Source organism: Methylobacterium sp. D48H, from assembly GCF_053345715.1.
In genome coordinates, this window is the sequence record NZ_JBKFAP010000012.1 from 16,246 (window position 1) to 38,718 (window position 22,473).

General features: G+C 71.4%; 23 protein-coding genes. 14 read left to right on the plus strand and 9 right to left on the minus strand.

Annotation, left to right across the window (positions count from 1 at the left end; translation table 11 throughout):
• The first annotated feature begins 19 nt into the window (after positions 1-19).
• Positions 20-730 carry an HAD hydrolase-like protein gene (locus ACLBX8_RS19110; protein WP_447700057.1) on the plus strand — a complete coding sequence of 237 codons (711 nt, stop codon included), beginning with the start codon at positions 20-22 and terminating at the stop codon, positions 728-730.
• Here the strand turns inward: ACLBX8_RS19110 and ACLBX8_RS19115 are convergent.
• Positions 667-1,164, minus strand: a complete 498-nt coding sequence (locus ACLBX8_RS19115) for an outer membrane protein assembly factor BamE (protein WP_020093881.1) — start codon at positions 1,162-1,164, stop codon at positions 667-669. The genes ACLBX8_RS19110 and ACLBX8_RS19115 overlap by 64 nt on opposite strands.
• Positions 1,165-1,319: 155 nt before the next feature.
• Between ACLBX8_RS19115 and ACLBX8_RS19120 the strand changes: the two genes are divergently transcribed.
• From ACLBX8_RS19120 to ACLBX8_RS19175, 12 genes are all read left to right on the plus strand, one after another.
• Complete coding sequence (locus ACLBX8_RS19120; protein ID WP_447700056.1) at positions 1,320-1,889, plus strand: ubiquinol-cytochrome C chaperone family protein; 570 nt, start codon at positions 1,320-1,322, stop codon at positions 1,887-1,889.
• Positions 1,886-2,416: a YceD family protein gene (locus tag ACLBX8_RS19125; RefSeq protein WP_020093879.1), complete on the plus strand. Its 531-nt coding sequence runs from the start codon at positions 1,886-1,888 to the stop codon at positions 2,414-2,416. Before ACLBX8_RS19120 ends, ACLBX8_RS19125 begins: the two co-directional genes overlap by 4 nt.
• A 144-nt stretch (positions 2,417-2,560) precedes the next feature.
• Positions 2,561-3,595 carry a phosphate acyltransferase PlsX gene (gene plsX, locus ACLBX8_RS19130; protein WP_091927318.1) on the plus strand — a complete coding sequence of 345 codons (1,035 nt, stop codon included), beginning with the start codon at positions 2,561-2,563 and terminating at the stop codon, positions 3,593-3,595.
• 99 nt (positions 3,596-3,694) lie between these two features.
• Positions 3,695-4,702 carry a beta-ketoacyl-ACP synthase III gene (locus ACLBX8_RS19135; RefSeq protein WP_056531284.1) on the plus strand — a complete coding sequence of 336 codons (1,008 nt, stop codon included), beginning with the start codon at positions 3,695-3,697 and terminating at the stop codon, positions 4,700-4,702.
• 167 nt (positions 4,703-4,869) lie between these two features.
• Positions 4,870-5,190, plus strand: a complete 321-nt coding sequence (locus tag ACLBX8_RS19140; protein ID WP_012320898.1) for an integration host factor subunit alpha — start codon at positions 4,870-4,872, stop codon at positions 5,188-5,190.
• Between the two features lie 113 nt (positions 5,191-5,303).
• Positions 5,304-5,804 carry a MerR family transcriptional regulator gene (locus tag ACLBX8_RS19145; RefSeq protein WP_447700055.1) on the plus strand — a complete coding sequence of 167 codons (501 nt, stop codon included), beginning with the start codon at positions 5,304-5,306 and terminating at the stop codon, positions 5,802-5,804.
• 79 nt (positions 5,805-5,883) lie between these two features.
• Complete coding sequence (locus tag ACLBX8_RS19150; protein ID WP_447700054.1) at positions 5,884-6,303, plus strand: hypothetical protein; 420 nt, start codon at positions 5,884-5,886, stop codon at positions 6,301-6,303.
• 120 nt (positions 6,304-6,423) lie between these two features.
• Positions 6,424-6,867: an Ig-like domain-containing protein gene (locus tag ACLBX8_RS19155; RefSeq protein WP_026605036.1), complete on the plus strand. Its 444-nt coding sequence runs from the start codon at positions 6,424-6,426 to the stop codon at positions 6,865-6,867.
• 218 nt (positions 6,868-7,085) lie between these two features.
• Positions 7,086-9,038, plus strand: a complete 1,953-nt coding sequence (locus ACLBX8_RS19160) for a PrkA family serine protein kinase (RefSeq protein ID WP_091979915.1) — start codon at positions 7,086-7,088, stop codon at positions 9,036-9,038.
• A 193-nt stretch (positions 9,039-9,231) separates the two neighbouring features.
• On the plus strand, positions 9,232-10,533 hold the full coding sequence (locus tag ACLBX8_RS19165) for a YeaH/YhbH family protein (RefSeq protein WP_447693683.1): 1,302 nt from the start codon (positions 9,232-9,234) through the stop codon (positions 10,531-10,533).
• A gap of 34 nt (positions 10,534-10,567) precedes the next feature.
• Positions 10,568-12,139, plus strand: a complete 1,572-nt coding sequence (locus ACLBX8_RS19170; protein ID WP_091681862.1) for a SpoVR family protein — start codon at positions 10,568-10,570, stop codon at positions 12,137-12,139.
• A gap of 267 nt (positions 12,140-12,406) precedes the next feature.
• Positions 12,407-12,835 (plus strand): PaaI family thioesterase, encoded by a 429-nt coding sequence (locus ACLBX8_RS19175; RefSeq protein ID WP_447715624.1) that lies wholly within the window; start codon positions 12,407-12,409, stop codon positions 12,833-12,835.
• A 106-nt stretch (positions 12,836-12,941) separates the two neighbouring features.
• On the opposite strand, the gene ACLBX8_RS19180 is transcribed toward ACLBX8_RS19175, so the two are convergent.
• The 4 genes from ACLBX8_RS19180 to glyA form a co-directional block, all read right to left on the minus strand.
• A complete protein-coding gene (locus ACLBX8_RS19180) occupies positions 12,942-13,571 on the minus strand; it encodes a riboflavin synthase (RefSeq protein WP_447700052.1) in 630 nt (209 codons plus the stop codon).
• A 3-nt stretch (positions 13,572-13,574) separates the two neighbouring features.
• The gene (gene ribD, locus ACLBX8_RS19185; protein WP_447700051.1) at positions 13,575-14,684 is read right to left on the minus strand and encodes a bifunctional diaminohydroxyphosphoribosylaminopyrimidine deaminase/5-amino-6-(5-phosphoribosylamino)uracil reductase RibD; all 1,110 of its coding nucleotides are present in this window, start codon (positions 14,682-14,684) and stop codon (positions 13,575-13,577) included.
• Complete coding sequence (nrdR, locus tag ACLBX8_RS19190) at positions 14,681-15,214, minus strand: transcriptional regulator NrdR (protein WP_447700050.1); 534 nt, start codon at positions 15,212-15,214, stop codon at positions 14,681-14,683. The genes ribD and nrdR overlap by 4 nt, the downstream gene beginning before the upstream one ends.
• A gap of 115 nt (positions 15,215-15,329) precedes the next feature.
• Positions 15,330-16,634: a serine hydroxymethyltransferase gene (glyA, locus tag ACLBX8_RS19195; RefSeq protein WP_012320887.1), complete on the minus strand. Its 1,305-nt coding sequence runs from the start codon at positions 16,632-16,634 to the stop codon at positions 15,330-15,332.
• A gap of 541 nt (positions 16,635-17,175) precedes the next feature.
• Here glyA and ACLBX8_RS19200 point away from each other — a divergent pair.
• Positions 17,176-17,625: a hypothetical protein gene (locus tag ACLBX8_RS19200; RefSeq protein ID WP_447700049.1), complete on the plus strand. Its 450-nt coding sequence runs from the start codon at positions 17,176-17,178 to the stop codon at positions 17,623-17,625.
• Between the two features lie 33 nt (positions 17,626-17,658).
• On the opposite strand, the gene ACLBX8_RS19205 is transcribed toward ACLBX8_RS19200, so the two are convergent.
• The 4 genes from ACLBX8_RS19205 to ACLBX8_RS19220 form a co-directional block, all read right to left on the minus strand.
• Positions 17,659-17,976 carry a cupin domain-containing protein gene (locus tag ACLBX8_RS19205; protein WP_447700048.1) on the minus strand — a complete coding sequence of 106 codons (318 nt, stop codon included), beginning with the start codon at positions 17,974-17,976 and terminating at the stop codon, positions 17,659-17,661.
• Positions 17,977-18,048: 72 nt separating this feature from the next.
• Positions 18,049-18,837, minus strand: a complete 789-nt coding sequence (locus ACLBX8_RS19210; RefSeq protein WP_447700047.1) for a DUF937 domain-containing protein — start codon at positions 18,835-18,837, stop codon at positions 18,049-18,051.
• 110 nt (positions 18,838-18,947) lie between these two features.
• On the minus strand, positions 18,948-20,384 hold the full coding sequence (locus ACLBX8_RS19215) for an MATE family efflux transporter (RefSeq protein ID WP_447700046.1): 1,437 nt from the start codon (positions 20,382-20,384) through the stop codon (positions 18,948-18,950).
• A 17-nt stretch (positions 20,385-20,401) separates the two neighbouring features.
• Entirely contained in the window at positions 20,402-22,375 is a 1,974-nt protein-coding gene (locus tag ACLBX8_RS19220) for a monovalent cation:proton antiporter-2 (CPA2) family protein (RefSeq protein ID WP_091681850.1), read from the minus strand.
• Positions 22,376-22,473: the final 98 nt, after the last annotated feature.

Consider the following 22,473-nt stretch of genomic DNA (forward strand, 5'->3'; position numbering starts at 1 on the left):
GGCTCGGATGCCGGCCCGGATGCCGGCCGCGCCCGGGCCGGGTCTCGTCGTCCTCGACTTCGACGGCACGCTGGCCGACAGTTTCGGGTGGTTCTGCTCGGTGCTGAACGGCGTCGCCGACCGCTACCGCTTCCGCCGGGTCGAGGCCCACGAGGTGGAGGAGCTCCGGCTCCAGGGCGCCCGGGCGATCGTCGCCCATCTCGGCATCCCGCGCTGGAAGCTGCCGCTCATCGCCCGCCACATGCACGCGCTGGCCGCCCGCGACGCCGCGCAGATCCCCCTGTTTCCCGGCGTCCCGGCGATGCTGGCCGCGATCGCGGCGGCGGGCGTGCCGCTGGCGATCCTGTCGTCGAATCGCGCCGACACGGTGCGGCGGGTGCTCGGACCGGACAATGCCGCCCGCATCGGCAGCTACGCCTGCGGGGCGTCGATCTTCGGGAAGGCGCGCCGGCTCCGGGCGCTGCTCGCGCGGGCCGGGGTGCCGCCGCACCGGGCCCTCTGCGTCGGCGACGAGATCCGGGACCTCGAGGCGGCGCGGGCGCTGGGCTGCCCGTTCGGCGCCGTGGCCTGGGGCTACACCGACCCGCGGGCCCTCGCGTCCCACGGCCCCGAGCACCTGTTCCCGGAGCCCGGGGCGATCGCCCGCCTCGTGGCGGGCGAGGCCGGTCACATGCCGCGATTCGCGCCCGGCACGACGCTGGTGCCGCTGCCGCTGCCGAACGGCTCGTAGCGGGTCAGGCCGCGGAACAGCTGGCTGAGGAAGGCGCGGTCGGCGCCGCTCGTCGGCGTGGTGCGCTCGATGAAGTCGAAGATCCGGCCGTCCTGCAGGCCGTAGAGCGCCACGCGCTCGACCTTGAAGGCGGGGGTGAAGTACACGGCCGTGACCTTCTGGTCCTCGACCTGCTCGCCCAGGAACATGATCGTCCGGCGGGTGTTCTGCGAGATGTAGTACCAGGACTTGTTGCCGACCGTGGACACGGTCGAGGGCGTGCCCAGGATCTGCAGCACCTGCTCGGGGCCCATGCCGGGCTTGATCGTGGCGAGCGCCGCCTGATCGACCTGGTAGCCGTGGCGCAGCTCCTCGCCGATGCAGCCCGACAGACCGGTTGCCGCGAGGCCGAGCAGGGCGAGGCGCGCGAAGGACTGGACGAAACGGCGCCGCATCGGGCCCCCAGAGAGCGTGTTGACGGACGGGGCGCGACCGTCGCCGCCGGCACGGGGCTCCGACGGCGCTTGCGCCCTGGGCGTGGGTTGCCGTACCGCGGGGTTATGGCTTTGACAAGGCAAGCTTGGCCACAGAGGGCCGGGGTTCGACACCGATGATCGCCGGGCTGTTCCGCCGCGCGGGCGCGCGCCGCCGCGCCGTCGAGGGGCTGCACGTCGCCCTGAGCGAGGCCGCGCGCCGGCCGGGCCTCTACACGGATCTCGGCGTGCCCGACACCGTGGAGGGCCGGTTCGAATCCCTGTGCCTGCACGCGATCCTGGTCCTGCGCCGGCTGAACCGGCTGCCGCCGCCGGCCGCCGAGGTGGCGCAGGATCTGGTGAACTCGGTCTTCACCCAGCTCGACGCCTCCCTGCGCGAACTCGGCGTCGGCGACATGGGCGTGTCCAAGCGGATGAAGAAGCTCGGCGCCGCCTTCTACGGCCGGGCCGAGGGCTACGACGCGGCCCTGGAGGCCGGCGACGCCGCGGCCCTGGCGGCCACCCTCGTCCGCAACGTGCTCGGCGGCGAGGGGGACGGGCGCGGTCTCGCCGCCTACGTGCGGGCGGCCGACGCCGCCCTCGCCGGGGCCGATCTCGACGGGCTGCTCGCGGCCGGGCCGCCCTTCCCGGAGCCCGACGGCTTCGCGCCGGTACCGGCCGGCCCTGACCACGGAGGACGCGCATGAGCCGCGATGCCAGCAGCCGCGATGCCGGCCAGGACGCTTTCCCGCTCGCGCGCTGGGTCAATGTCGAGCGCCTGCCCCAGGGGCGCGGCGCCGTCACCGTGGAGGCGAGCCCGGCCGAGTGCGCGGCGCTGGCCGCCGATTTCGGCATCCCGGGGATCCGCGACCTCGTCGGGCGCTTCGCCATCGAGGGGGCGACCAGCCGCCTCACCGTGACCGGCACCGTGGAGGCCCTGGTGACCCAGGTCTGCACCGTCAGCCTCGAACCCTTCGAGGCGCCGGTCCGGGAGCCGGTCGAGGTGGTGTTCACCGACACCGACCGGCTCGCCGGCACCGATGCCGAGGACGCCGACATCCCCGACCCCCTGGTCGGCGGCCGCATCGATTTCGGCGCGCTCACCGCCGAGTTCCTGGCGCTGGGCCTCGACCCGTACCCGCGCAAGCCCGGCATCGCCTTCGAGCCGGTCGTGGCGGGCGACGAGGCCGGACCCCTCGACGGCCTGCGCAAGCTCCGCGACCGCGACGGCTGAGGCCGCCGCGTCCGGCCGGAACCGCCGGCCGCCCGATTTCATTTGCCCGCCGGGCCGGTATCGCTATGGTCCGCCGCGCCCGGCGAGCCCCGTCCCGCCGCCGTCCGACCCCTTTCCCGCCGAGACCCGCGACCCGCTACCGACATGTCCCAACGCGTGTGCATCTCGCTCGACGCCATGGGTGGCGACCACGGGCCCACCACGGTCGTGCCCGGCGCGGCGCTGGCCCGGGAGCGCCATCCCGGCACCACCTTCCTCATGTTCGGCGACGAGGCGGTGATCGCGCCGCTGGTCGCCAAGGAGCCCCGGCTCAAGGACTGCGTGGAGATCCGCCACACCAGCGTGGCCGTGGCCATGGACGACAAGCCGAGCCAGGCGGTGCGCCAGGGCCGGGGCAAGTCGTCCATGTGGCAGGCGATCCAGGCGGTCCGCGACGGGCAGGCCGATGCCTGCGTGTCGGCCGGCAACACCGGCGCCCTGATGGCGATGTCCAAGATCTGCCTGAAGACCATGTCGGGCATCGAGCGCCCGGCCATCGCCTGCCTGTGGCCGACCGTGCGCGGCGAGAGCGTCGTGCTCGACGTCGGCGCCACGATCGGCACGGATGCCGAGCACCTCGTCGAGATGGCCGTGATGGGCTCGGCCATGGCGCGCATCGTGTTCGACCTCGAGCGTCCGACCGTCGGCCTGCTCAACGTCGGCACCGAGGAGATGAAGGGCAACGAGGCGGTCAAGGAGGCTGCCCGGATCCTGCGCGAGATGGAGAGCCCCGGCCTGACCTATCACGGCTTCGTCGAGGGCACGGATCTCGGGCGCGGCACGGTCGACGTGGTGGTGACGGAGGGATTCACCGGCAACATCGCCCTCAAGACCGCCGAGGGCACCGCCAAGCAGATCGGCACGTATCTCCGCGCCGCCATGACCCGGACGCTGGCCGCCAAGATCGGCGCCCTGTTCGCGCGGCAGGCCTTCAAGGCCCTCAAGGACAAGATGAACCCCAGCCGGGCCAACGGCGGGGTGTTCCTCGGCCTCGAGGGCATCGTCATCAAGAGCCACGGCTCGGAGAACGCGCAGGGCTTCGCCGCGGCGATCGATCTGGCGCACGACATGGCGCGCCACGACATGATCCGCACGATCCGCGAGATGCTCGACCAGACGGCGGCGCTGGCGCCGGCCTGACGCCGGCCCCGGGCCTCCGTCGACGGACGGGATGGAAATCGGACGCCCGCGGCTTCACAACCGGCGATTGTGAAGCTGGGTCGTCCGGGAAGGACAATGATGGCAACCCTCCGCACTGACCCCGAGCAGCACCGGCGCGTCCCCCCTCTGCGCTCGGTGGTGGTCGGGACCGGCTCGAGCCTGCCCGCGCGGGTGGTGACGAACGCCGACCTCGCCGAGCGGGTGGACACGTCCGACGAGTGGATCGTCCAGCGGACCGGGATCCGCCAGCGCCATCTCGCAGGGCCCGACGAGACCACCTCGGTCCTCGGCACGCGCGCCGCCAGGGCGGCCCTCGACGATGCCGGGCTGAGCGCGGACGACATCGACCTCGTGATCTGCGCCACCTCGACGCCGGATCACACCTTCCCGGCGACCGCGACCCAGATCCAGTCAGCTCTGGGCATCCATCAGGGCGCGGCCTTCGACCTGCAGGCGGTGTGCGCCGGCTTCGTCTTCGCGGTCTCGACCGCCGACAAGTTCCTGACCACGGGGGCCGCCCGCCGGGCCCTCGTGATCGGCGCCGAGACCTTCTCGCGGATCGTCGACTGGGAGGACCGCACCACCTGCGTGCTGTTCGGCGACGGGGCCGGCGCCGTCGTGCTGGAGGCGCAGGAGGGGGCCGGGGACCGCGGCGTCCTCAGCGCGAGCCTGCGGTCGGACGGCCGCCACCGGGAGAAGCTCTACGTCGACGGCGGCCCCGGCTCCACCGGCACCACCGGCCACCTGCGCATGGAGGGCCGCGACGTGTTCCGATTCGCCGTCGGGCAGGTCACCGACGTGATCGTCGAGGCCTTCGCGCAGGCGGGCATCACCGCGGAGGAACTCGATTGGTTCGTGCCGCATCAGGCCAACCGCCGGATCATCGAGGCCTCGGCCGACAAGCTCGGTGTCGCCCGGGACAAGATCGTCCTGACGGTGGACCGCCACGGCAACACCTCGGCGGCCTCGATACCCCTGGCCCTCGACGTGGCGCGGCGGGACGGCCGCATCCGGGCGGGCGACCTCGTGATGATCGAGGCGATCGGCGGCGGGTTCAGCTGGGGCGCCGCGCTGATCCGCTGGTAGCGTTTCGGGCGGCGCGCCCGAAACGATTCGCTGTCCCGGCGCGGTTGACCGGGGGCGGAGCGCCGATTAGCGTGCCGGATCATAGGGATACGCCTTCAGCGTTCGGCGCGGCCAAGGGTGCTGCGCCATGCGTCATGGGGCGAGCGACGCGGGCGAGGGGACACGGCATGGCAGGCAAGACGGTGACGCGCGCCGACTTGAGCGAGGCCGTCTACCACCAGGTGGGCCTGTCGCGGACCGAGTCGGCCGCCCTCGTCGAGACCGTGCTGTCCGAGATCTGCAGCTGCCTCGCGAGCGGCGAGACGGTGAAGCTGTCCTCGTTCGGCTCCTTCGTGGTCCGCAGCAAGGGCAAGCGCGTCGGCCGCAATCCCAAGACCGGGGTCGAGGTCGCGATCGAGCCGCGGCAGGTGATGGTGTTCAAGCCCTCCAACGTGCTCAAGGCCAAGATCAACGGCCTGAACGGCGCGGGCGAACACGACGACGACTGAGCGCGCCGCATTGCGGCCGCGTCGGCGAGCGCTTCGGGCGGGCTCTTCAGGCTTGAGTGCGGCCCCGCGAGCCGGCAAGATCGGGCCGCTTCGCCCCGCTCCGTAAGACGCCCATGCCGCCAGCCCTCGCCGCCTCGATTGACGAACCGCCGACCGGGATCGGCGAGAAGAGCGCCCACGCGTTCCGGACGATCAGCGAGGTGGCCGAGGAACTCGACGTGCCCCAGCACGTCCTGCGGTTCTGGGAAACCCGCTTCGGCCAGATCCGCCCCGTGAAGCGGGCGGGGGGGCGCCGCTACTACCGGCCCCAGGACATCGAGCTCGTCGCCGGCATCCGCCACCTCCTGCACGTGCAGCGCTACACCATCGCGGGGGCTCAGCGGGTGCTCAAGGAGAACGGCGTCCGCTTCGTGCAGGCCGTCGGCCGCGGCGAGGCCGTGGCGGCCGAGCCGCTGCTTCAGGAGGTCGAGACCGAGGCGGGAGCCCGGAGCGGGACCGGGGGCGCGACGTTCGGCGCGTCGGACCGGGCGGCCCTGGCCGGGGCCCTGGACGAGCTGCGCGCCTGCCGCGCCCTGCTCGACGGGCTGCGCGACCTGCCCGACATGGAGGCCTGAGCGGGCCTGCCAGGCTCGACGACCCCGGCCCCGCGCGCGGCGGGCGAACTTTCCGGCAACACGTCGCGTTGTCGCCCGCATGGCCGCGCCCAAACCCAAGTTGACGCCCAGCCAGGAACTGATGGCCCGCATCATGCGGATCGTCCGCTCCTGCCCGGAGGCGGCGTCCGAAGTCCTGGAGCTGATGTTCCTCGTCAGCCAGATCGAGGCGGCCACCGGGGTCGACCGGGACTATCGCGACGCCAAGCGGGTGATCAGCCGCCTGCGCAACCCGCTCTGGGAGATGGGTCCCACCGACCGGGAGAAACTCCTGGCGGCCGCCGAGACGATTCGCCGGGCCTGCCGGCTGGCCGAGGACGAGATTCCCCCCGTGCCGGTGGCCGATGCCGGGGAGCGGGCGCGGGTTGAGGGGCGGCTCGCCGCCGCCCTGGCCGGCGAGTTCGACGCGGCGCAGATCGCCCGCATCACCGGGATCGTCGCGGCGGCCCTCCAGAATTAACCCGCCGCCCGAGCCCTCGACGCCCGTGCGCGGCGTCCCCACATGGTCTCCACCGATGAACGGGACATCCGGACGCGTGTCCGGGGAGAGGTCCCGGGTCGGCACTGGAGAGACGCTGCCATGATTGCCCTACGTCCGCTCGCCGCGCTGCTCGCAGGGAGCATGGCACTGGCCGGGCCCGCCCTGGCCCAGACGCCGTCCAGCCGAACCAAGACGGTGGCGCCCGGCAAGACGGTCCGCATCGAGATCGCGCCCAACCTCAAGAAGGATTGTTCTCCTGGGCCGATGCCGGAGTTCAAGGTCTCGGGCCCGCCGAAGAACGGGTCGGTGATCACCAAGGTCGGCAAGCTGAAGACGCCGGCGAGCTACCGCTGCCCCAACAAGGAAGCGGCCGTCCAGGCGCTGTTCTACCAGCCCAACAACGGATTCACCGGCACCGACGAAGTGACGTTCGAGGTCAAGAGCTCCGACGGCCAAGTCCAGACGCAGACCGTCAAGATCACGGTCGGGGGCGCGGGGACCAAATCAGGAGACGACGGCAAGAAAGAGGGCACGGATTTGTGAGCAGGCTCCGGCCGAAACGGTATCTGCCCAGTCCTGCCGCCCGGGCAGCCGTCCGGGGGCGTCACGGAGTCTCGTCCGTGACGCCTTCAGCGCTCCTGAGTGTTGCATGCAATCGACATGCCGGGCGCCATGCTCGCCGCACTGCGACAAAAGCGGGCCTGTCGGTTGCATCCGAGCCGAGACAGGATGAAGCTGTCACGGTCTGAGAGGGTTATCGAATGCCGATGCATGCGACGAACGACCTTTTCCAGAGCTTCGCCCGAGGGTACGAGGCCCGCCGCGACACGGAGATGACGCTCTCCGAGTATCTCGAGGCCTGTCGCGACGAGCCCCTGATGTACGCCTCGGCCGCCGAGCGCATCCTCGCGGCGATCGGCGAGCCGGAATTCGTGGACACCGCCAGGGATTCGCGCCTCGGCCGGATCTTCATGAACCGGACGATCCGGACCTACCCGGCCTTCCGCGAGTTCTTCGGCATGGAGGAGACGATCGAGCGGATCGTCTCGTTCTTCCGCCACGCCGCGCAGGGGCTGGAGGAGCGCAAGCAGATCCTCTACCTGCTCGGGCCGGTGGGCGGCGGTAAGTCGTCGCTGGCCGAGCGGCTGAAGCTCCTGATGGAGGTTCACCCCGTCTACGTACTCAAGGCTGGGGACGAGGTGTCGCCGGTCTTCGAGAGCCCGCTGGGCCTGTTCGACCCCGAGACGATGGGCGAGGAGATCCAGCGCCGCTACGGCATCCCGCGCCGCCGCCTGACCGGCCTGATGAGCCCCTGGGCGCTCAAGCGCCTCGACGAGTTCAACGGCGACATCTCGCGCTTCAAGGTGATCAAGGTCCGGCCGTCGCGCCTGCGCCAGATCGCCATCGCCAAGACCGAGCCGGGCGACGAGAACAACCAAGACATCTCCTCCCTCGTTGGCAAGGTCGACATCCGGCGGCTGGAGACGCTGTCGCAGGCCGATCCCGACGCCTACTCGTACTCGGGCGGCCTGAACCGGGCGAACCAGGGCATCCTCGAGTTCGTCGAGATGTTCAAGGCGCCGATCAAGATGCTGCACCCGCTGCTCACCGCGACGCAGGAGGGTAACTACGTCGGAACCGAGAATATCGGCGCGATCCCGTTCACCGGCGTGATCCTGGCGCACTCGAACGAGGCCGAGTGGCAGACCTTCAAGACCAACAAGAACAACGAGGCCTTCATCGACCGGATCTACGTGATCAAGGTCCCGTACTGCCTGCGCGTCACCGAGGAGCAGCGGATCTACGAGAAGCTGATCTCCGGCTCGGAGCTGTCGGACGCGGCCTGCGCGCCCGGCACGCTGGAGATGCTGGCGCGGTTCTCGGTGCTGTCCCGGCTCCGCGAGCACGCCAACTCCAACGTCTTCTCCAAGATGCGGGTCTACGACGGCGAGTCCCTGCGCGAGGTCGATCCCCGCGCCCGCTCGATGCAGGAGTACAAGGACACGGCCGGCGTCGACGAGGGCATGGACGGGATCTCGACCCGCTTCGCCTTCAAGGTGCTGGCCGCGACCTTCAACCACGACACCACCGAGGTCTCGGCCGACCCGGTGCACCTGATGTACGTTCTGGAGCAGTCGCTGCGCCGCGAGCAGCTCCCGCCCGAGACCGAGAAGAAGTACCTGGAATTCATCAAGACCGAACTGGCCCCGCGCTACGCGGAGTTCATCGGCCACGAGATCCAGAAGGCCTACCTCGAATCGTACCACGATTACGGGCAGAACCTGTTCGACCGGTACATCGACTACGCCGACGCCTGGATCGAGGACCAGGACTTCAAGGACGCCGAGACCGGCCAGCTGATGAACCGGGAGCTGCTGAACCAGGAGCTGACCAAGATCGAGAAGCCCGCCGGGATCGCCAACCCGAAGGACTTCCGCAACGAGGTCGTGAAGTTCGCCCTGCGCTCCCGGGCGCAGCACGGCGGCCGCAACCCGAGCTGGACCAGCTACGAGAAGCTGCGCGAGGTGATCGAGCGGCGGATGTTCTCCCAGGTGGAGGAGCTGCTGCCGGTGATCTCCTTCGGCTCGAAGAAGGACGGCGAGACCGAGAAGAAGCACGGCGAGTTCGTCGAGCGCATGGTCGCGCGCGGCTACACCGAGCGGCAGGTCCGCCGCCTGGTGGAGTGGTACATGCGGGTGAAGCAGGCCGGCTGAGGGGCGACGGGGCCCGGCCCGTCCGATGGATCGGCCGGGCCCCGTACCGACCCTCCGCCGCCACAGTTTCGGACGACCGGCCGGCGAAGATCGCGGCCCTGCTGCCAAAGAGGGATCCTTCCCTCCGGTGACGGCATGGTACGACAAGGGTCCGGACCCGGCCGGAGCACGCGGACGAGGGTTTTCGCAGCGGATGCACATCGTCGACCGACGTTTGAACCCGGGCGGCAAGAGCCTCCCGAACCGCCAGCGCTTCCTGAGGCGCGTGAAGGACGTGGCCCAGCGCGCGGTGCGCGAATCCGCCCGCGAGAAGGACATCAAGGATCTTGGCAAGGACGGCCGCGTCACCGTGCCGGCGGACGGCGTCCGGGAGCCCCGCTTCTCGCGCCAGCCCGGCACCGGCCTGCAGGACCACATCCTGCCCGGCAACAAGACCTACGTGGAGGGCGACACGATCGAGCGCCCGCCGGGCAGCGGCGGCGGTCGCGGGGCCGGCGAGGGCGGGGAGGGCGGCGAGAACAGCGAGGACGCGTTCCGCTTCGTGCTCACCCGCGAGGAGTTCCTGGAGCTCTTCCTCGAGGATCTGGAATTGCCGGACCTCGCCAAGCGTCGCCTCGCCATCGTCGAGACGGAAGGGTTGCGCCGGGCGGGCTACACGGTCACCGGCTCGCCGGCGAACCTCGCGCTCACCCGCACCCTGCGCAACTCGATGTCGCGGCGGATCGCCCTCAAGCGCCCGAAGCCCGACGAGGTCGCGGCCCTGGAGGCCCGGCTCGACGCCCTCGCCGAGGGGCATCCGGAGCGGCCGGACCTGGAGCAGGCGCTGTTCCGGCTGCGCGAGCGCGCGAAGCGCATCCCCTACGTCGACCCGATCGACCTGCGATTCCGCCGGTTCGAGCCCTATCCGCGGCCGATCGCGCAGGCGGTGATGTTCTGCCTGATGGACGTGTCCGGCTCGATGACCGAGCACATGAAGGACCTCGCCAAACGGTTCTACATCCTGCTGCACATCTTCCTGACGCGCCGCTACCGGCACGTCGAGATCGTGTTCATCCGCCACACCGACCGGGCGACCGAGGTGGACGAGGAGACCTTCTTCGGCTCCCGCGAGACCGGCGGCACCCTGGTCTCGTCGGCGCTCGTGGAGATGAAGCGCGTCATCGCCGAGCGCTACGACCCGAACGACTGGAACATCTACGCGGCCCAGGCCTCGGACGGCGACAACGTCTCCTCCGACGGGCCGACCTCCACGGAGCTGCTGCGGTCGCACATCCTGCCGGCCTGCCAGCACTTCGCCTATCTGGAGGTGGGCGACGAGAATGGTCCCCGCGCCGGCTTCGTCGAGCACCGCACCACCCTGTGGCGGACCTACGAGGCCATCGCCAAGGCCGGCGGCCCGATCGCCATGCGCAAGGTCAACCACCGCCGGGAGATCTACCCGGTCTTCCGCGAGCTGTTCGGGCGCAAGGAAGGCCGCGCCGAGGCGGAGGCGTGATGCCGTCGCACGCATCGACCGATCGGGAGGCCGCATGACGCTCGTCAAGGCACGCACGCCCCAGATCATCGCGGGCAACCAGAAGCCGCTGTTCACCGGCAACGACTGGGATTTCGACACGATCCGGCGGATCCACGACGCCTGCGAGGCGGTGGCCGGGCCGCAGCTGGGACTGTCGTGGTACCCGAACCAGATCGAGATCATCACGGCCGAGCAGATGCTCGACGCCTACGCGTCGATCGGCATGCCGCTGTTCTACAAGCACTGGTCGTTCGGCAAGCACTTCGCCCAGCACGAGGCCGGCTACCGCCGCGGCCTGATGGGGCTCGCCTACGAGATCGTCATCAACTCGGACCCGTGCATCTCCTACGTCATGGAGGAGAACACGGCGACGATGCAGACGCTGGTCATCGCGCACGCCGCCTTCGGCCACAACCACTTCTTCAAGAACAATTATCTGTTCCGGCAGTGGACCGACGCCGAGGGCATCCTCGACTACCTCGACTTCGCCAAGGGCTTCATCGCCCGCTGCGAGGAGCGCTACGGCCACCAGGCGGTGGAGCAGGTGCTCGACGCCGCCCACGCGCTGATGAGCCAGGGCGTCCACCGCTACCCGCGCAAGAAGCGGCCGGACCTCGCCTCCGAGCAGCGGCGCGAGCGCGAGCGGATCGAGCACGGCGAGCAGATCTACAACGATCTCTGGCGCACCCTGCCGCAGAAGATCGGCACGGCGCGTCCGGACGCGGCCGCCGAGCGGCGCAAGGCGCTGCTCGAACTGCCGCAGGAGAACATCCTGTATTTCCTGGAGAAGGCCGCGCCCCGCCTGCGCCCCTGGCAGCGCGAGATCCTGCGCATCGTCCGCCTGGTGGCCCAGTACTTCTATCCGCAGCGCCAGACCAAGGTGATGAACGAGGGCTGCGCCACCTACTGCCACTACCGGATCATGAACGCCCTGTCGGAATCCGGGCAGATCACCGAGGCGGCCTATCTCGAGTTCCTGCAGTCGCACACCAACGTCATCCGGCAGCCGAACTACGACGACCGCTCCTACGGCGGCCACAATCCCTACGCGATCGGTTTCGCGATGATGCAGGACATCGCCCGCATCGCCGAGCAGCCGACCGAGGAGGATCGGGCGTGGTTCCCCGACATCGCGGGGGTCGGCGACGCCATGGCGGTCCTGCGCGACTGCTGGGAGAATTACCGGGACGAGAGCTTCATCCAGCAGTTCCTGTCGCCCAAGCTGATGCGCGACCTGCGCCTGTTCCACGTGGTCGACGATCCCGACGAGCCGGAGCTGCGGGTGGAGGCGATCCACGACGAGCGCGGCTATCGCAAGCTGCGCCGCTCCTTCGCGCGGCAGTACGACGTGGCGTGGCTCGATCCCGACATCGAGGTGGTGGACGTGGATCTGGAGGGCGACCGGCGCCTGATCCTGCACCACAAGGCGATCAACAAGATCACCCTGCAGAAGGACGACGCCAAGCGCGTGCTTCAGCACCTCGCCGACCTCTGGGGCTACGACGTGGTGCTCAAGGAGGTCGAGCCGGCCACCGGCGCGGTGCTCGGCGAGATCACCGCCAGCGCGCGGCCGATCTTCTTCTGAGCGGGACGGCGGGAGGGCGCCTCCCGCCCCGGTTCCCCGTCCTGATGTGGCGTCCGGCCGAAACCCTCGATGGCGGCAGCCCTCCGTCATCACGGGCGCAGCGAAGTGACCCAGGGTTGCGCGACTTCCGTGTGTGTAGCGCCGACTGGATCGCTTCGCGCCGCTCGCCAAGACGGCACCGGCCGATCGACCGGGACCTTCCGATGGGGACGGCGATTCCGAAGGCCTCGTGATTGCCTCGGCGGTACCGCCGTGCTGCATGGGGCGATGACCGCCACGATCCTCACCCTCGCCGAGACCAGCGACTTCCTCGACCGCGAATTCCCGCAGATGCAGGCGGGCGGGCGTGCCTACCACCTCGAGGCCGTGGGACCGCTCTCGGCGCGGATGCGGCTCGAAGCCCACGAGCGCTTCCTGCGTCCCGGCGCGACCGTGTCGGGGCCGGCCATGATGGAGCTCGCCGACTACGCCCTCTACGCGGCGATCCTGGCCAATATCGGTCCGGTGGCGCTCGCGGTGACGACGAGCCTCACCTTCAACTTCCTGCGCAGGCCCGCCATCGGGGATCTTGTGGCCGAATGCCGGCTGCTCAAGCTCGGCCGGCGCCTCGCCGTCGGCGAGGTGTCGATCACCGCCGCGGGCAACCCCGACCTCGTCTGCCACGCCACCGGCACCTACTCGATCCCGCCGCGCTGACGCGCCGTCTTCGCGAGCGCAGCGAAGCAACCTAGGGCAGCGCGTGATTGCCAGACGGGGCGTGTCGCTGGGTTGCTTCGCCGCGCTCGCAATGACGGGGGCCGGCTCAGCCGGCACGCGCCTCGGCGAGCCGGGCGGCGTAGCGGGCGATCAGGTCGACCTCGAGGTTGAGCCGGTCCCCCTGCCGCCGCTCGCCCCAGGTGGTGACCTGGAGCGTGTGCGGGATTAGCAGCACCGAGAACAGGTCGTCCGCGACCGCATTCACGGTGAGCGAGGTGCCGTCGAGGCAGACCGAGCCCTTCTCGGCGATGAACTTCTTCACGGCGGCCGGGGCCCGCAGGGTGAAGCGCTCGCTGGCGCCCCAGGCATCGGCCGTCACGCTCACGCGCTCCACGATCTCGGCGAGGCCGTCGACGTGGCCGGTGACGAGATGGCCGCCGAGCTCGTCGCCGATCTTCAGGGAGCGTTCGAGGTTGATCCGCGTGCCCGCCACCCAGCTGCCGACGGTGGTGCGCGCCAGCGTCTCGGCGGCGGCGTCGACCGCGAAGACGCAGCCGCCCGCGGCGGGCTCCACCGACACGGCGGTGAGGCACGGTCCGGCGCAGGCGATCGAGGCACCGAGCGCGATCGTCGCCGGATCGTAGGCGGCGCGGATCGCGATCCGGCGCAGGTCACCGTCGCCCGAGACCGAGACCGAGACGACCGTGCCGATGGCGCTGACCAAGCCCGTGAACATCGCTTACGTCCTGTTGCGTTCGTAGGTCACGGCCGTGTCGGGCCCGAGCTGCAGCCGCTCGGCCTCCCGGAACCGGTCGCCCGCCAGGGCTTCCGCCAGGGCCGGGCCCAGGGCCGGCAGGCCGCCCGCTGCGCCCAGCTCCGCCGGCCCGGTGACCAGCGTGCAGGCATCGATCAGATCGGCCCGGGCCAGCGCCTCCGCAAGGCGGGGGCCGCCCTCGCTGCACAGGCGGGTCAGGCCGCGCTCGCCGAGACGCGCCAGGGCCGCCGGGAGGTCGATCCCGCCGGCCGCGTCCGCCGCTACGGTGGCGACTTCGACGCCGAGGGCCTCCAGGGCCCGCCGCGCGTGGGCCGGGGCCGAGCGGGTCGTGAGCACCAAAGTCGGCGTGTCGCGGGCGGTGCGGGCGAGGACGCTCGCCGGGGAGAGCCGCAGATGCGTGTCGAGCACGACCCGCAGGGGCGAGCGCGTGCCGAGGCCCGGCAGCCGCACGGTCAGCGACGGGTCGTCGGCCCGGGCGGTGCCGATGCCGATCAGGATTGCGTCGGCGTGGGCCCGCCACAGGTGGACCGCCCCGTCCGCCACCGGCCCGGTGATCCGCAGGCGCTCCGGCCCGGCGGAAGCGCAGAAGCCGTCGCGGGTGCGGGCGAGCTTGAGGTGCAGGGCCGGGCGGCCGCGGGTCACCCGGGTGACGTGGCCGACATGGTCGCGCGCCGCCTCCTCCCGCATCAGCCCGGTCTCGACCGCGACGCCGCCCCGCCGCAGGAGGTCGTGGCCGCGCCCGGCCACCCGCGGGTCGGGATCCTCCAGGGCGCTGACCACCCGGGCGATCCCGGCAGCCAGGATGGCGTCGGTGCAGGGCGGCGTGCGGCCGTGATGGGAGCAGGGCTCCAGGGTGACGTAGAGGGTCGCGCCGCGGGCGGCCTCGCCGGCGGCGGCGAGCGCCACGGGCTCCCCGTGCGGGCGCCCGCCCGGCGCCGTGGCCGCCGTCCCGAGGATGCGGCCGGTTTCGGGCTCGACCACGACGGCGCCGACCGACGGGTTCGGCCAGGTGGTGCCGAGCCCGCGTCGGCCCAGCGCCAGGGCGAGGCGCATGAAGTTCGGGTCGCCGCTCATAGACGCCCGGCGCGGCGCCGCCCCGACGCCTCGGGCTCCGGGTCGCCCTCCGGACCCGGCGCGGCCGCCGGTACCGGCGTGCCGTCGCTCAGCGTGCCGAGCAGCTCCTCGAAGTCCCGGGCCTCGCGGAAGTTCTTGTAGACGGAGGCGAAGCGCACGTAGGCGACGTCGTCGAGGCCCTTCAGCCCCGCCATCACCAGCTCGCCGATCGCCTCGGAGGTCACCTCGGGCTCGCCGGCGCTCTCGAGCTGCCGGGTGATGCCGCTGACCAGCCGCTCGATCCGCTCCGGATCGACGGCGCGCTTGCGCAGCGCCACGTCGATGGAGCGCTGGAGCTTGTCGCGGTCGAACGGCACGCGCTTGCCCGAGCGCTTGAGCACCACGACTTCGCGGAGCTGCACGCGCTCGAAGGTGGTGAAGCGGCCGGCGCAGTCCGGGCAGACCCGGCGGCGCCGGATCGCGGCGCCGTCCTCGGAGGGCCGCGAGTCCTTCACCTGGGTCTCGGAGCCGCCGCAGTAGGGACAGCGCATGGATCTCGCTACTCGGGCATGAAAACGGCCGCGGACCGGTCGGATCCGCGGCCGTTTCCTAATCCACCGCGGGCCGGCCCGGAAGACCGGCCCCGCCTCAAGCGGCCCTCTTGCCTCAGCCGTAGATCGGGAACCGGTCCGTCAGCGCGTGGACGCGGGTCTTGACGTCGGCCTCGACCGCGCTGTCGCCGGCCTCACCCTTGGCGGCGAGCCCGTCCAGCACCTCGACGATGAAGCCGCCGATCTGCTTGAACTCGGCGACGCCGAAGCCGCGCGAGGTGCCGGCCGGGGTGCCGAGCCGGATGCCCGAGGTGATGGTCGGCTTCTGCGTGTCGAAGGGGACGCCGTTCTTGTTGCAGGTGATGTGCGCCCGCGACAGGGCCGCCTCGGCGGCCTTGCCGGTGAGGCCCTTCCGCTGGAGGTCGACCAGCATCAGGTGGTTGTCGGTACCGCCCGAGGTGATGTCGTAGCCGCCCGAGATCAGCGTGTCGGCGAGCGCCCGGGCGTTCTCCACCACCTGGCGGGCGTAGATCTTGAACTCGGGCTTCAGCGCCTCGCCGAAGGCCACCGCCTTGCCGGCGATGACGTGCATGAGCGGGCCGCCCTGGAGACCGGGGAAGATCGCCGAGTTGAACTTCTTGGCGAGCGCCTCGTCGTTCGTCAGGATCATGCCGCCGCGCGGGCCGCGGAGGGTCTTGTGGGTCGTCGTGGTGGCGACGTGGGCGTGCGGGAACGGCGACGGGTGGACGCCGGCCGCCACGAGGCCCGCGAAGTGGGCCATGTCGACCATGAAGTAGGCGCCGACCGAGTCGGCGATCTCGCGGAACTTGGCGAAGTCCCAGTGGCGCGGGTAGCCCGAGCCGCCGGCGATGATCACCTTCGGCTTGTGCTCCTGGGCGAGCTGGGCGACCTGCTCCATGTCGATCCGCTGGTCCTCGCGGCGCACCGTGTAGGAGACCGGCTTGAACCACTTGCCCGAGACGTTCGGCGGGGCGCCGTGCGTCAGGTGGCCGCCGGCGGCGAGGTCGAGGCCCAGGAAGGTATCGCCGGGCTGCATGAGCGCCAGGAACACACCCTGGTTGGCCTGGGAGCCGGAATTCGGCTGCACGTTGGCGAAGCCGCAGTCGAACAGGCGCTTGGCGCGCTCGATGGCGAGATCCTCGGCGATGTCCACGAACTGGCAGCCGCCGTAGTAGCGCCGGCCCGGATAGCCCTCGGCGTACTTGTTGGTGAGCACCGAGCCCTGAGCCTCCAGCACGGCGCGGGAGACGATGTTCTCCGAGGCGATCAGCTCGATCTCGTGCTGCTGGCGGCCGAGCTCCTTGGCCACCGCCTCGGCGATCTCGGGGTCGGCTTCCGTCAGCGGGGCGGCGAAGAAGCTGTTGGAGAAGTGCTTGTCGGCGGCGGTACCGGCGCTCATGGTCTGCCTCTGTTCTGGTAGGGGCGATGCCCGGCCTTTCGTCGGCGTGCACGGGCGGGCGTTGAAGGTGGGATTCCTACACGCGCCGAGGGCTCAGGCCAAGCACAGGCATTTTGCTCGCGCGCCAAGAATAATTTGTCGCAGCCTGCCGCGGCGACCTCGAGAGTGATGCCGGCATATTTTCCTTCTCTGCCACCAACGGCTCGATAAAAGGAAAAAAGTCATGGAATAAATCATGAACGTTTCGAGGGTCAGAGACGCGATGCGGTACTGTGATCTGCCGGATGTCCTGGATTATTCCATCGCTGAGCTTCGGCTCGGCCTGGCCTTCATCGCGCGACGGCAGGACCAGCGCTGCCCCGGTTCAAGCGATCTGGGATATCAAGACCGGCAAGGCGCAGTAGACGCCGGCTCGCGCGCGCGAACTGCGCAGAGATGTCGGCGTCGATGACAGTTTTCCCGTCATAGAGGTTCACTTGAGACGAGGAAACTCGGTCAAGGGACTGTCAATATCCGCGATCCTACTCGGAGAGAGGTTGCCATGAGCATGGAAGCCTACGCGCTCTGCGCGGGCGCGATGCCTGGCGTGGCGGAATGGCAGGCGGCCATCCACGAAAACGGGTTCGATCTGAAACTCGACGCCGCGCGCATACCGCCGGCCACGCAAGGGCATCTGCCCGCGACTTGGCGGCGCCGCGAGGCCGGCTTCGAGTGCCAGATCATTCCGCTGTCGGATCTGACGGACACCTATACCGACATCGACTTCGGCGGGCCGTGGACGTGCGTCTATGCCTTCTACTTCGCCACGCTCCCGGCTTGCGTCGGGGCGTGGATGGCTGTCGCGGCCTGCGCGGCCCAGTCGGACGGTATCGTCTTCAATCCGCAAGAGGGGCAGCTGCTCACCGCCGAGGGCGCGATCCGCTACGCGCGCGACACGGTGGCGCGCATCGTCAGTCTGGAGGCGCAGTTCGACGCCTCGGCGGGCGGCTGAGGCCTGACGGCGTGTCGCGCTGCGGCGGCGCCGTCAGGCCCGCGGGGCGAGGTTCGTCTCGATCAGGACCGTCTCGGTCTCGAACGCGGCCGCGTGCCACGCCCCGGCCGGGAAGTGGAACACGCTGCCGGCCGAGAACGGCTCGCGGCCCCGCTCGGTCTCCAGGATCCCCGAGCCCGAGAGCACCTGCACGAACTGCTCGTGATCGTGGCTGTGCGCCAGCGCCGAGACGCCGGCCGGGACGACCACGCGCACGAGGCTGGCGCCCGAGCCCGGGATCGTGCGCTTGGCGACGCCGTTCCCGCCGAGGCTCTCGGCGCGGTCGTCCCAGGCGGTCAGGTAATCGCTCATCACGGGTCTCCTCGCCGGCAGGGTGCCGCTCCGATCGGTCGGGTCAACGCCCGCCCGGACCCCGCCCCCGCGTCAACCGGTCCCGCCGGGCTGGCGGCCGCGCCGGCCCTTGCCGGCCGCGGGGTCGGCCGGCGCCGGATCCGGCCGGGCCGGGCTGCCCGACGGCGCCGGAGGCACGGCGCTCGCGGACGGCGTGCCGGAGGTGGGCCAGAAGGTCTCGAACAGCTCCTGCATCGCCCGGATGTTGTTGCCCTGAACCTCGGCCCCGGTGCGCAGCATCTGCTGGAACATGTCGGAGCCGGCCTCGCCCGCGCTCGCCTGCGGATTGGCGGCCGGCTTGGCGGCGGGTCTGGCGGCCGGCTTCGGCGGAGCCGGCGGCTCGACCGCCGGCATCATCGCCCTGGCCATCTCGGCCCAGGCCGGGCCGAACGGGAACGGCACGGGCGGCGGCGGCGCGCTCGGTCGCGCCGGCTCGGCCTGCGGCTGGTTCAGCATGACGTGGACGATGCTCGCCACCACGGCGCCCGCCATCATCGGCAACATCTGGCGCAGGACCTGCGCGCCGACGCCGCTCGTTGCCGAGGCCTGCCGCAGCACCGCCTGCATCAGCTGCGCCGAGCCGAACATCTGGCCGAGGGCCTCGAACCCCTGCGCCGGCGCCGGCTTGGCGGCCTCCAGACCGAACATCCGCGCGAAGCCGGTCGGGTCCAGGCCGACGCTGCGCTGGAGGCCGAGCGTCAGGGCCGGCATCAGCGCCTCGAAGGCGCGGGCCGTCTGCTCGGTCGTCAGGCCGAACGGCTGGCCCATGGCCTGAAGCCCGGCCTCGCCCTGGGCCTGGAACATCTCGAGCGGGTTGAACATGACGCCTCGATCCTGTCCCGGCCGGGACCGCCCGGGACAGGGCATCGTGACCCTTTGCGCGGGGAAATACCAGTTCCCACCCGCGGAACTTGTGCCTCCGCGCCGCCGTGTCAGCTCAACGGCTCGGGATGAGCGTGGCCCGGCGGCAGCGGCGCCGCCCGGTGGGGCGCCTCGGCGGCGACGTCCGGCTCCGGCCGGCGCGGGCCGACCCCCTCCAGCCGGTCGACCGTGCGTCGGGCGAGCAGGATGCCGAGCGCGCCGAAGACCAGGGAGCCGACCCCCATCCCGGCCACCACGCCGCGGGGGCCGTAGAGCGACGCGCCGAGCATGGCCGGCGGGATCGTTCCGAGCGTCGCCCGGCCCCAGTTCAGCAGCGTCGAGCGCAGCGGGAAGCCGAGATTGTTGAAGGCGGCGTTGCCGAGGAACAGGAGCCCGTTGAAGAACCAGATCGCGCCGCCGACGAGGCAGAAGAAGCCGAACAGCTCGGCCGCCACCCCCTGCAGGCCGAACAGGCCGGCGAGCCATCCCCGGGCCAGCGCCAGGAGGAGCCAGACCGCGGCGCAGTAGGCCAGAGTCACGCGGATCGCCGCGCCGAGCACGCCGCGCATCCGATCGAACAGGCCCGCGCCCCAGTTCTGCGCCAGGATCGGGCCGATCGCCCCCGACAGCGCGAACAGGCCGCCGAAGGCCACCGGCGTCAGCCGGTCGATCACCGACGCGGCCGCGACCGCGTCCGCTCCATAGCCGGCGAACAGACGCGCCAGGAAGGCGCTCGCCACCGAGGGGGCGAGGTTCGTGAGCACGGCCGGGCCCGCGACACCCGCCAGGGCGGCCGCGTCGGCCGGCAGGTCGGGCAGGCGCGGCCGGCCGAGGAGACCGTGCCGGGCGACGCCGCGGACGCCCACCGCCACGAAGGTCGCACGCGCCGCGCAGACCGTGATCGCCGCGCCCGTGACGCCGAGGCCGGCCCCGAAGATCAGCAGCGGATCGAGGAGCGCGGTGATCACGGCGCCGGCCAGGGTGACCGACATCGCCTGCCGCGCCTCGCCGACCGCGCGCAGCAGCCCGGTGAACAGCATGCCGGCGGCGAGCAGAAGGTTCGACGGCAGGGTGATGTAGAGGAACAGGACGGCCACCCGCAGCGCCTCGCCCTGCGCGCCGATCAGGGCCAGGAGCGGGCCGGCCAGCAGCGCGATCAGCCCCGCGATGAGGGCGGCCACGAGGCTGCCGAGGACCAGCGCCGAGGTCGCGAGGCGCCGCGCCGCCGCGCGGTCGCGCGCGCCGACGGCCTTCCCGACCAGGGCGCCGGCGGCGATCATCAGGCCGATATTCACCGCCGTGGCGAAGAACTGGACGATGCCGGCGAAGCCGACCGCCGCCGTGAGGTTCGGGTCGCCCAGCGTCGAGACGTAGAGCAGCGACAGGAGATCGACGACGAAGATCGCCATCAGCCCCACCGAGCCGGTGGCCGCCATCACCACGACGTGGCGGAGGATCGAGCCGGTGACGAAGCGGCCCGCCTCCGCCGGGGGCGGCCCGTCGGACATGTCAGACATCCCGCCCGTCACGCATCCCGGGCGCTGCCTTCCGCCTCGAGCTCGGCCTCCGGATCGGACTCCTCGGCGGCTTCCGTCTCCTGCGGGGCCAGGGCGGGCTTCTCCAAGAGCCGCTCGGCGGCCTCGCGCCGGTCGCTGCCCACGAGGTCGCGGGTCTCGGTGCTGAGCGCCCGGGCCGGCCGGACCGGGGCGGTCAGCGGCTCGGGCTTCAGCCCGGCCGCGGCGCCGCGCATCCAGCTGGACCCGTCCGGCAGGGCGCCCGCCTGCTGCAGGACCAGCCGCGCGATGTCGCGCTTGCGCACGTCGTCGGTCCGGGCCGTGGCGGCCTCCGGCGACAGGCCGAGCCCCTCCAGAGCCGCCCGCCCGAAGGCGAGGGCGGATTCGGCGGTCTCGCGGATCTGGTAGTCGACGTCCCGGTTCATCAGCTCCACCGCGTGCAGGCGGTCGTAGGCCCGCACGAAGGTCCGCACGCTCGAGAATTCCTCGTGGACGATGTCGACGATCTTGAGGGCGCCCTCCCGGTCGTCGACGCAGATGCAGACCAGCTCGACCCGCCCGATCCCGGCGGCGCGGAGCACGTCGAGGCGCGTGCCGTCGCCGTAGTAGATGCGGAAGCCGAAGCGCGAGGCGGCGCGCAACTGCTCCACGTCCTTGTCGATCACCGTGACCGGGATGCCCTCGGCCATCAGCACGTGCGTCAGCACCTGCCCGAACCGGCCGAAGCCGATCACCAGCACCCGCGCGTCGCCGCTCTCGGACAGCTCGGTGGAGGGCTCCTCCAGCGCGAAGGTGCTGCGCGCGTTGCGCCGCTCGATCAGCTTGTCGAGACCCTTGGCGGCGATGGGGCCGATCAGCATGGTCAGCGCGGCGAGCGCCACCGCGAAGCGCGTCGCCGTGACGCCGGTGAGGCCGAGATCCTGGGCCTGCGGCAGCAGCACGAAGGCGAACTCGCCCGCGGGCGCCAGGACCGCGGCCCCCCGCAGGGCCCCGAGGGTGTCCGAGCCGAACAGCCGGAACAGGCCGGCCACGATGGCGACCTTGACCAGGATCGCCGCCAGGGTCGCGCCGAACAGGGCCGGCCAGACCTCGCGCACGAGCGCGCCGTCGATCGACATGCCGACGCTCATGAAGAACAGGCCGAGCAGCATGCCGCGGAACGGCTCGATGTCGGCCTCCAGCTGGTGGCGGAAGTTCGACTCGGCGAGCAGGATGCCGGCGAGGAACGCGCCCATCGCCATCGACAGGCCGACCTGCTCCATGAGCAGCGCGGTGCCGAGCACCACCAGGAGCGCCGCGGCGGTCATCACCTCCCGGGCGCCGCTCGCCGCGAGCAGCCGGAAGAACGGGTTCAGGCCGTAGCGGCCGACCAGCACCACCGCGAGGATCGCCGCGAGCGCCTTGCCGGTGGAGACCGCGGCCTCCCCGAGCCAGGAGACGTCGGTCGCCTCGCCGGCCGAGGCCAGCAGCGGCATCAGCGCCAGGATGCCGACCACCGACAGGTCTTGGAACAGCAGGACCGCGAAGGCGCGCGCGCCGTAGGCGCTGCCGAGATCGCCCCGCTCCTCCAGGAGCTGCAGGGCCACCGCGGTGGCCGAGAGGGCGAGCGCGAGGCCGATCACCGCGGCGGCGCCGAAGCTGAGGCCAGCCACGAGGCCGGCGCCGCCGAGCACGAGCGCGCAGACGACGAGCTGCGCGGCGCCGAGGCCGAAGATGTCGCGGCGCATCGAGACGAGCTGCGACAGGTGCAGCTCTAGCCCGACGATGAAGAGCAGGAGCACCACGCCGATCTCGGCGACGCTCGCGGCCGTGTCGGGCTCGGCGATCAGCGACAGGCCGGAGGGCCCGATCAGCACGCCGGCCACGAGGTAACCGAGCACGGCGCTCTGCCCGATCAGCCGGAAGATCGGCACGCCGATCACGGCCGCCGTGAGGAAGGTCAGGACCGGCGGCAGGAAGCTCGCATGTTCGACGGGGCTCGCCATGGTGATCGTCCCGGCGGTTCTGCTGGATCGGCGCGGCTGAAGCTCCCGCTTAGCGCGCACGGGGCCGGGATGCGAGCCGTAAGCGGGTGCCGTTCGGC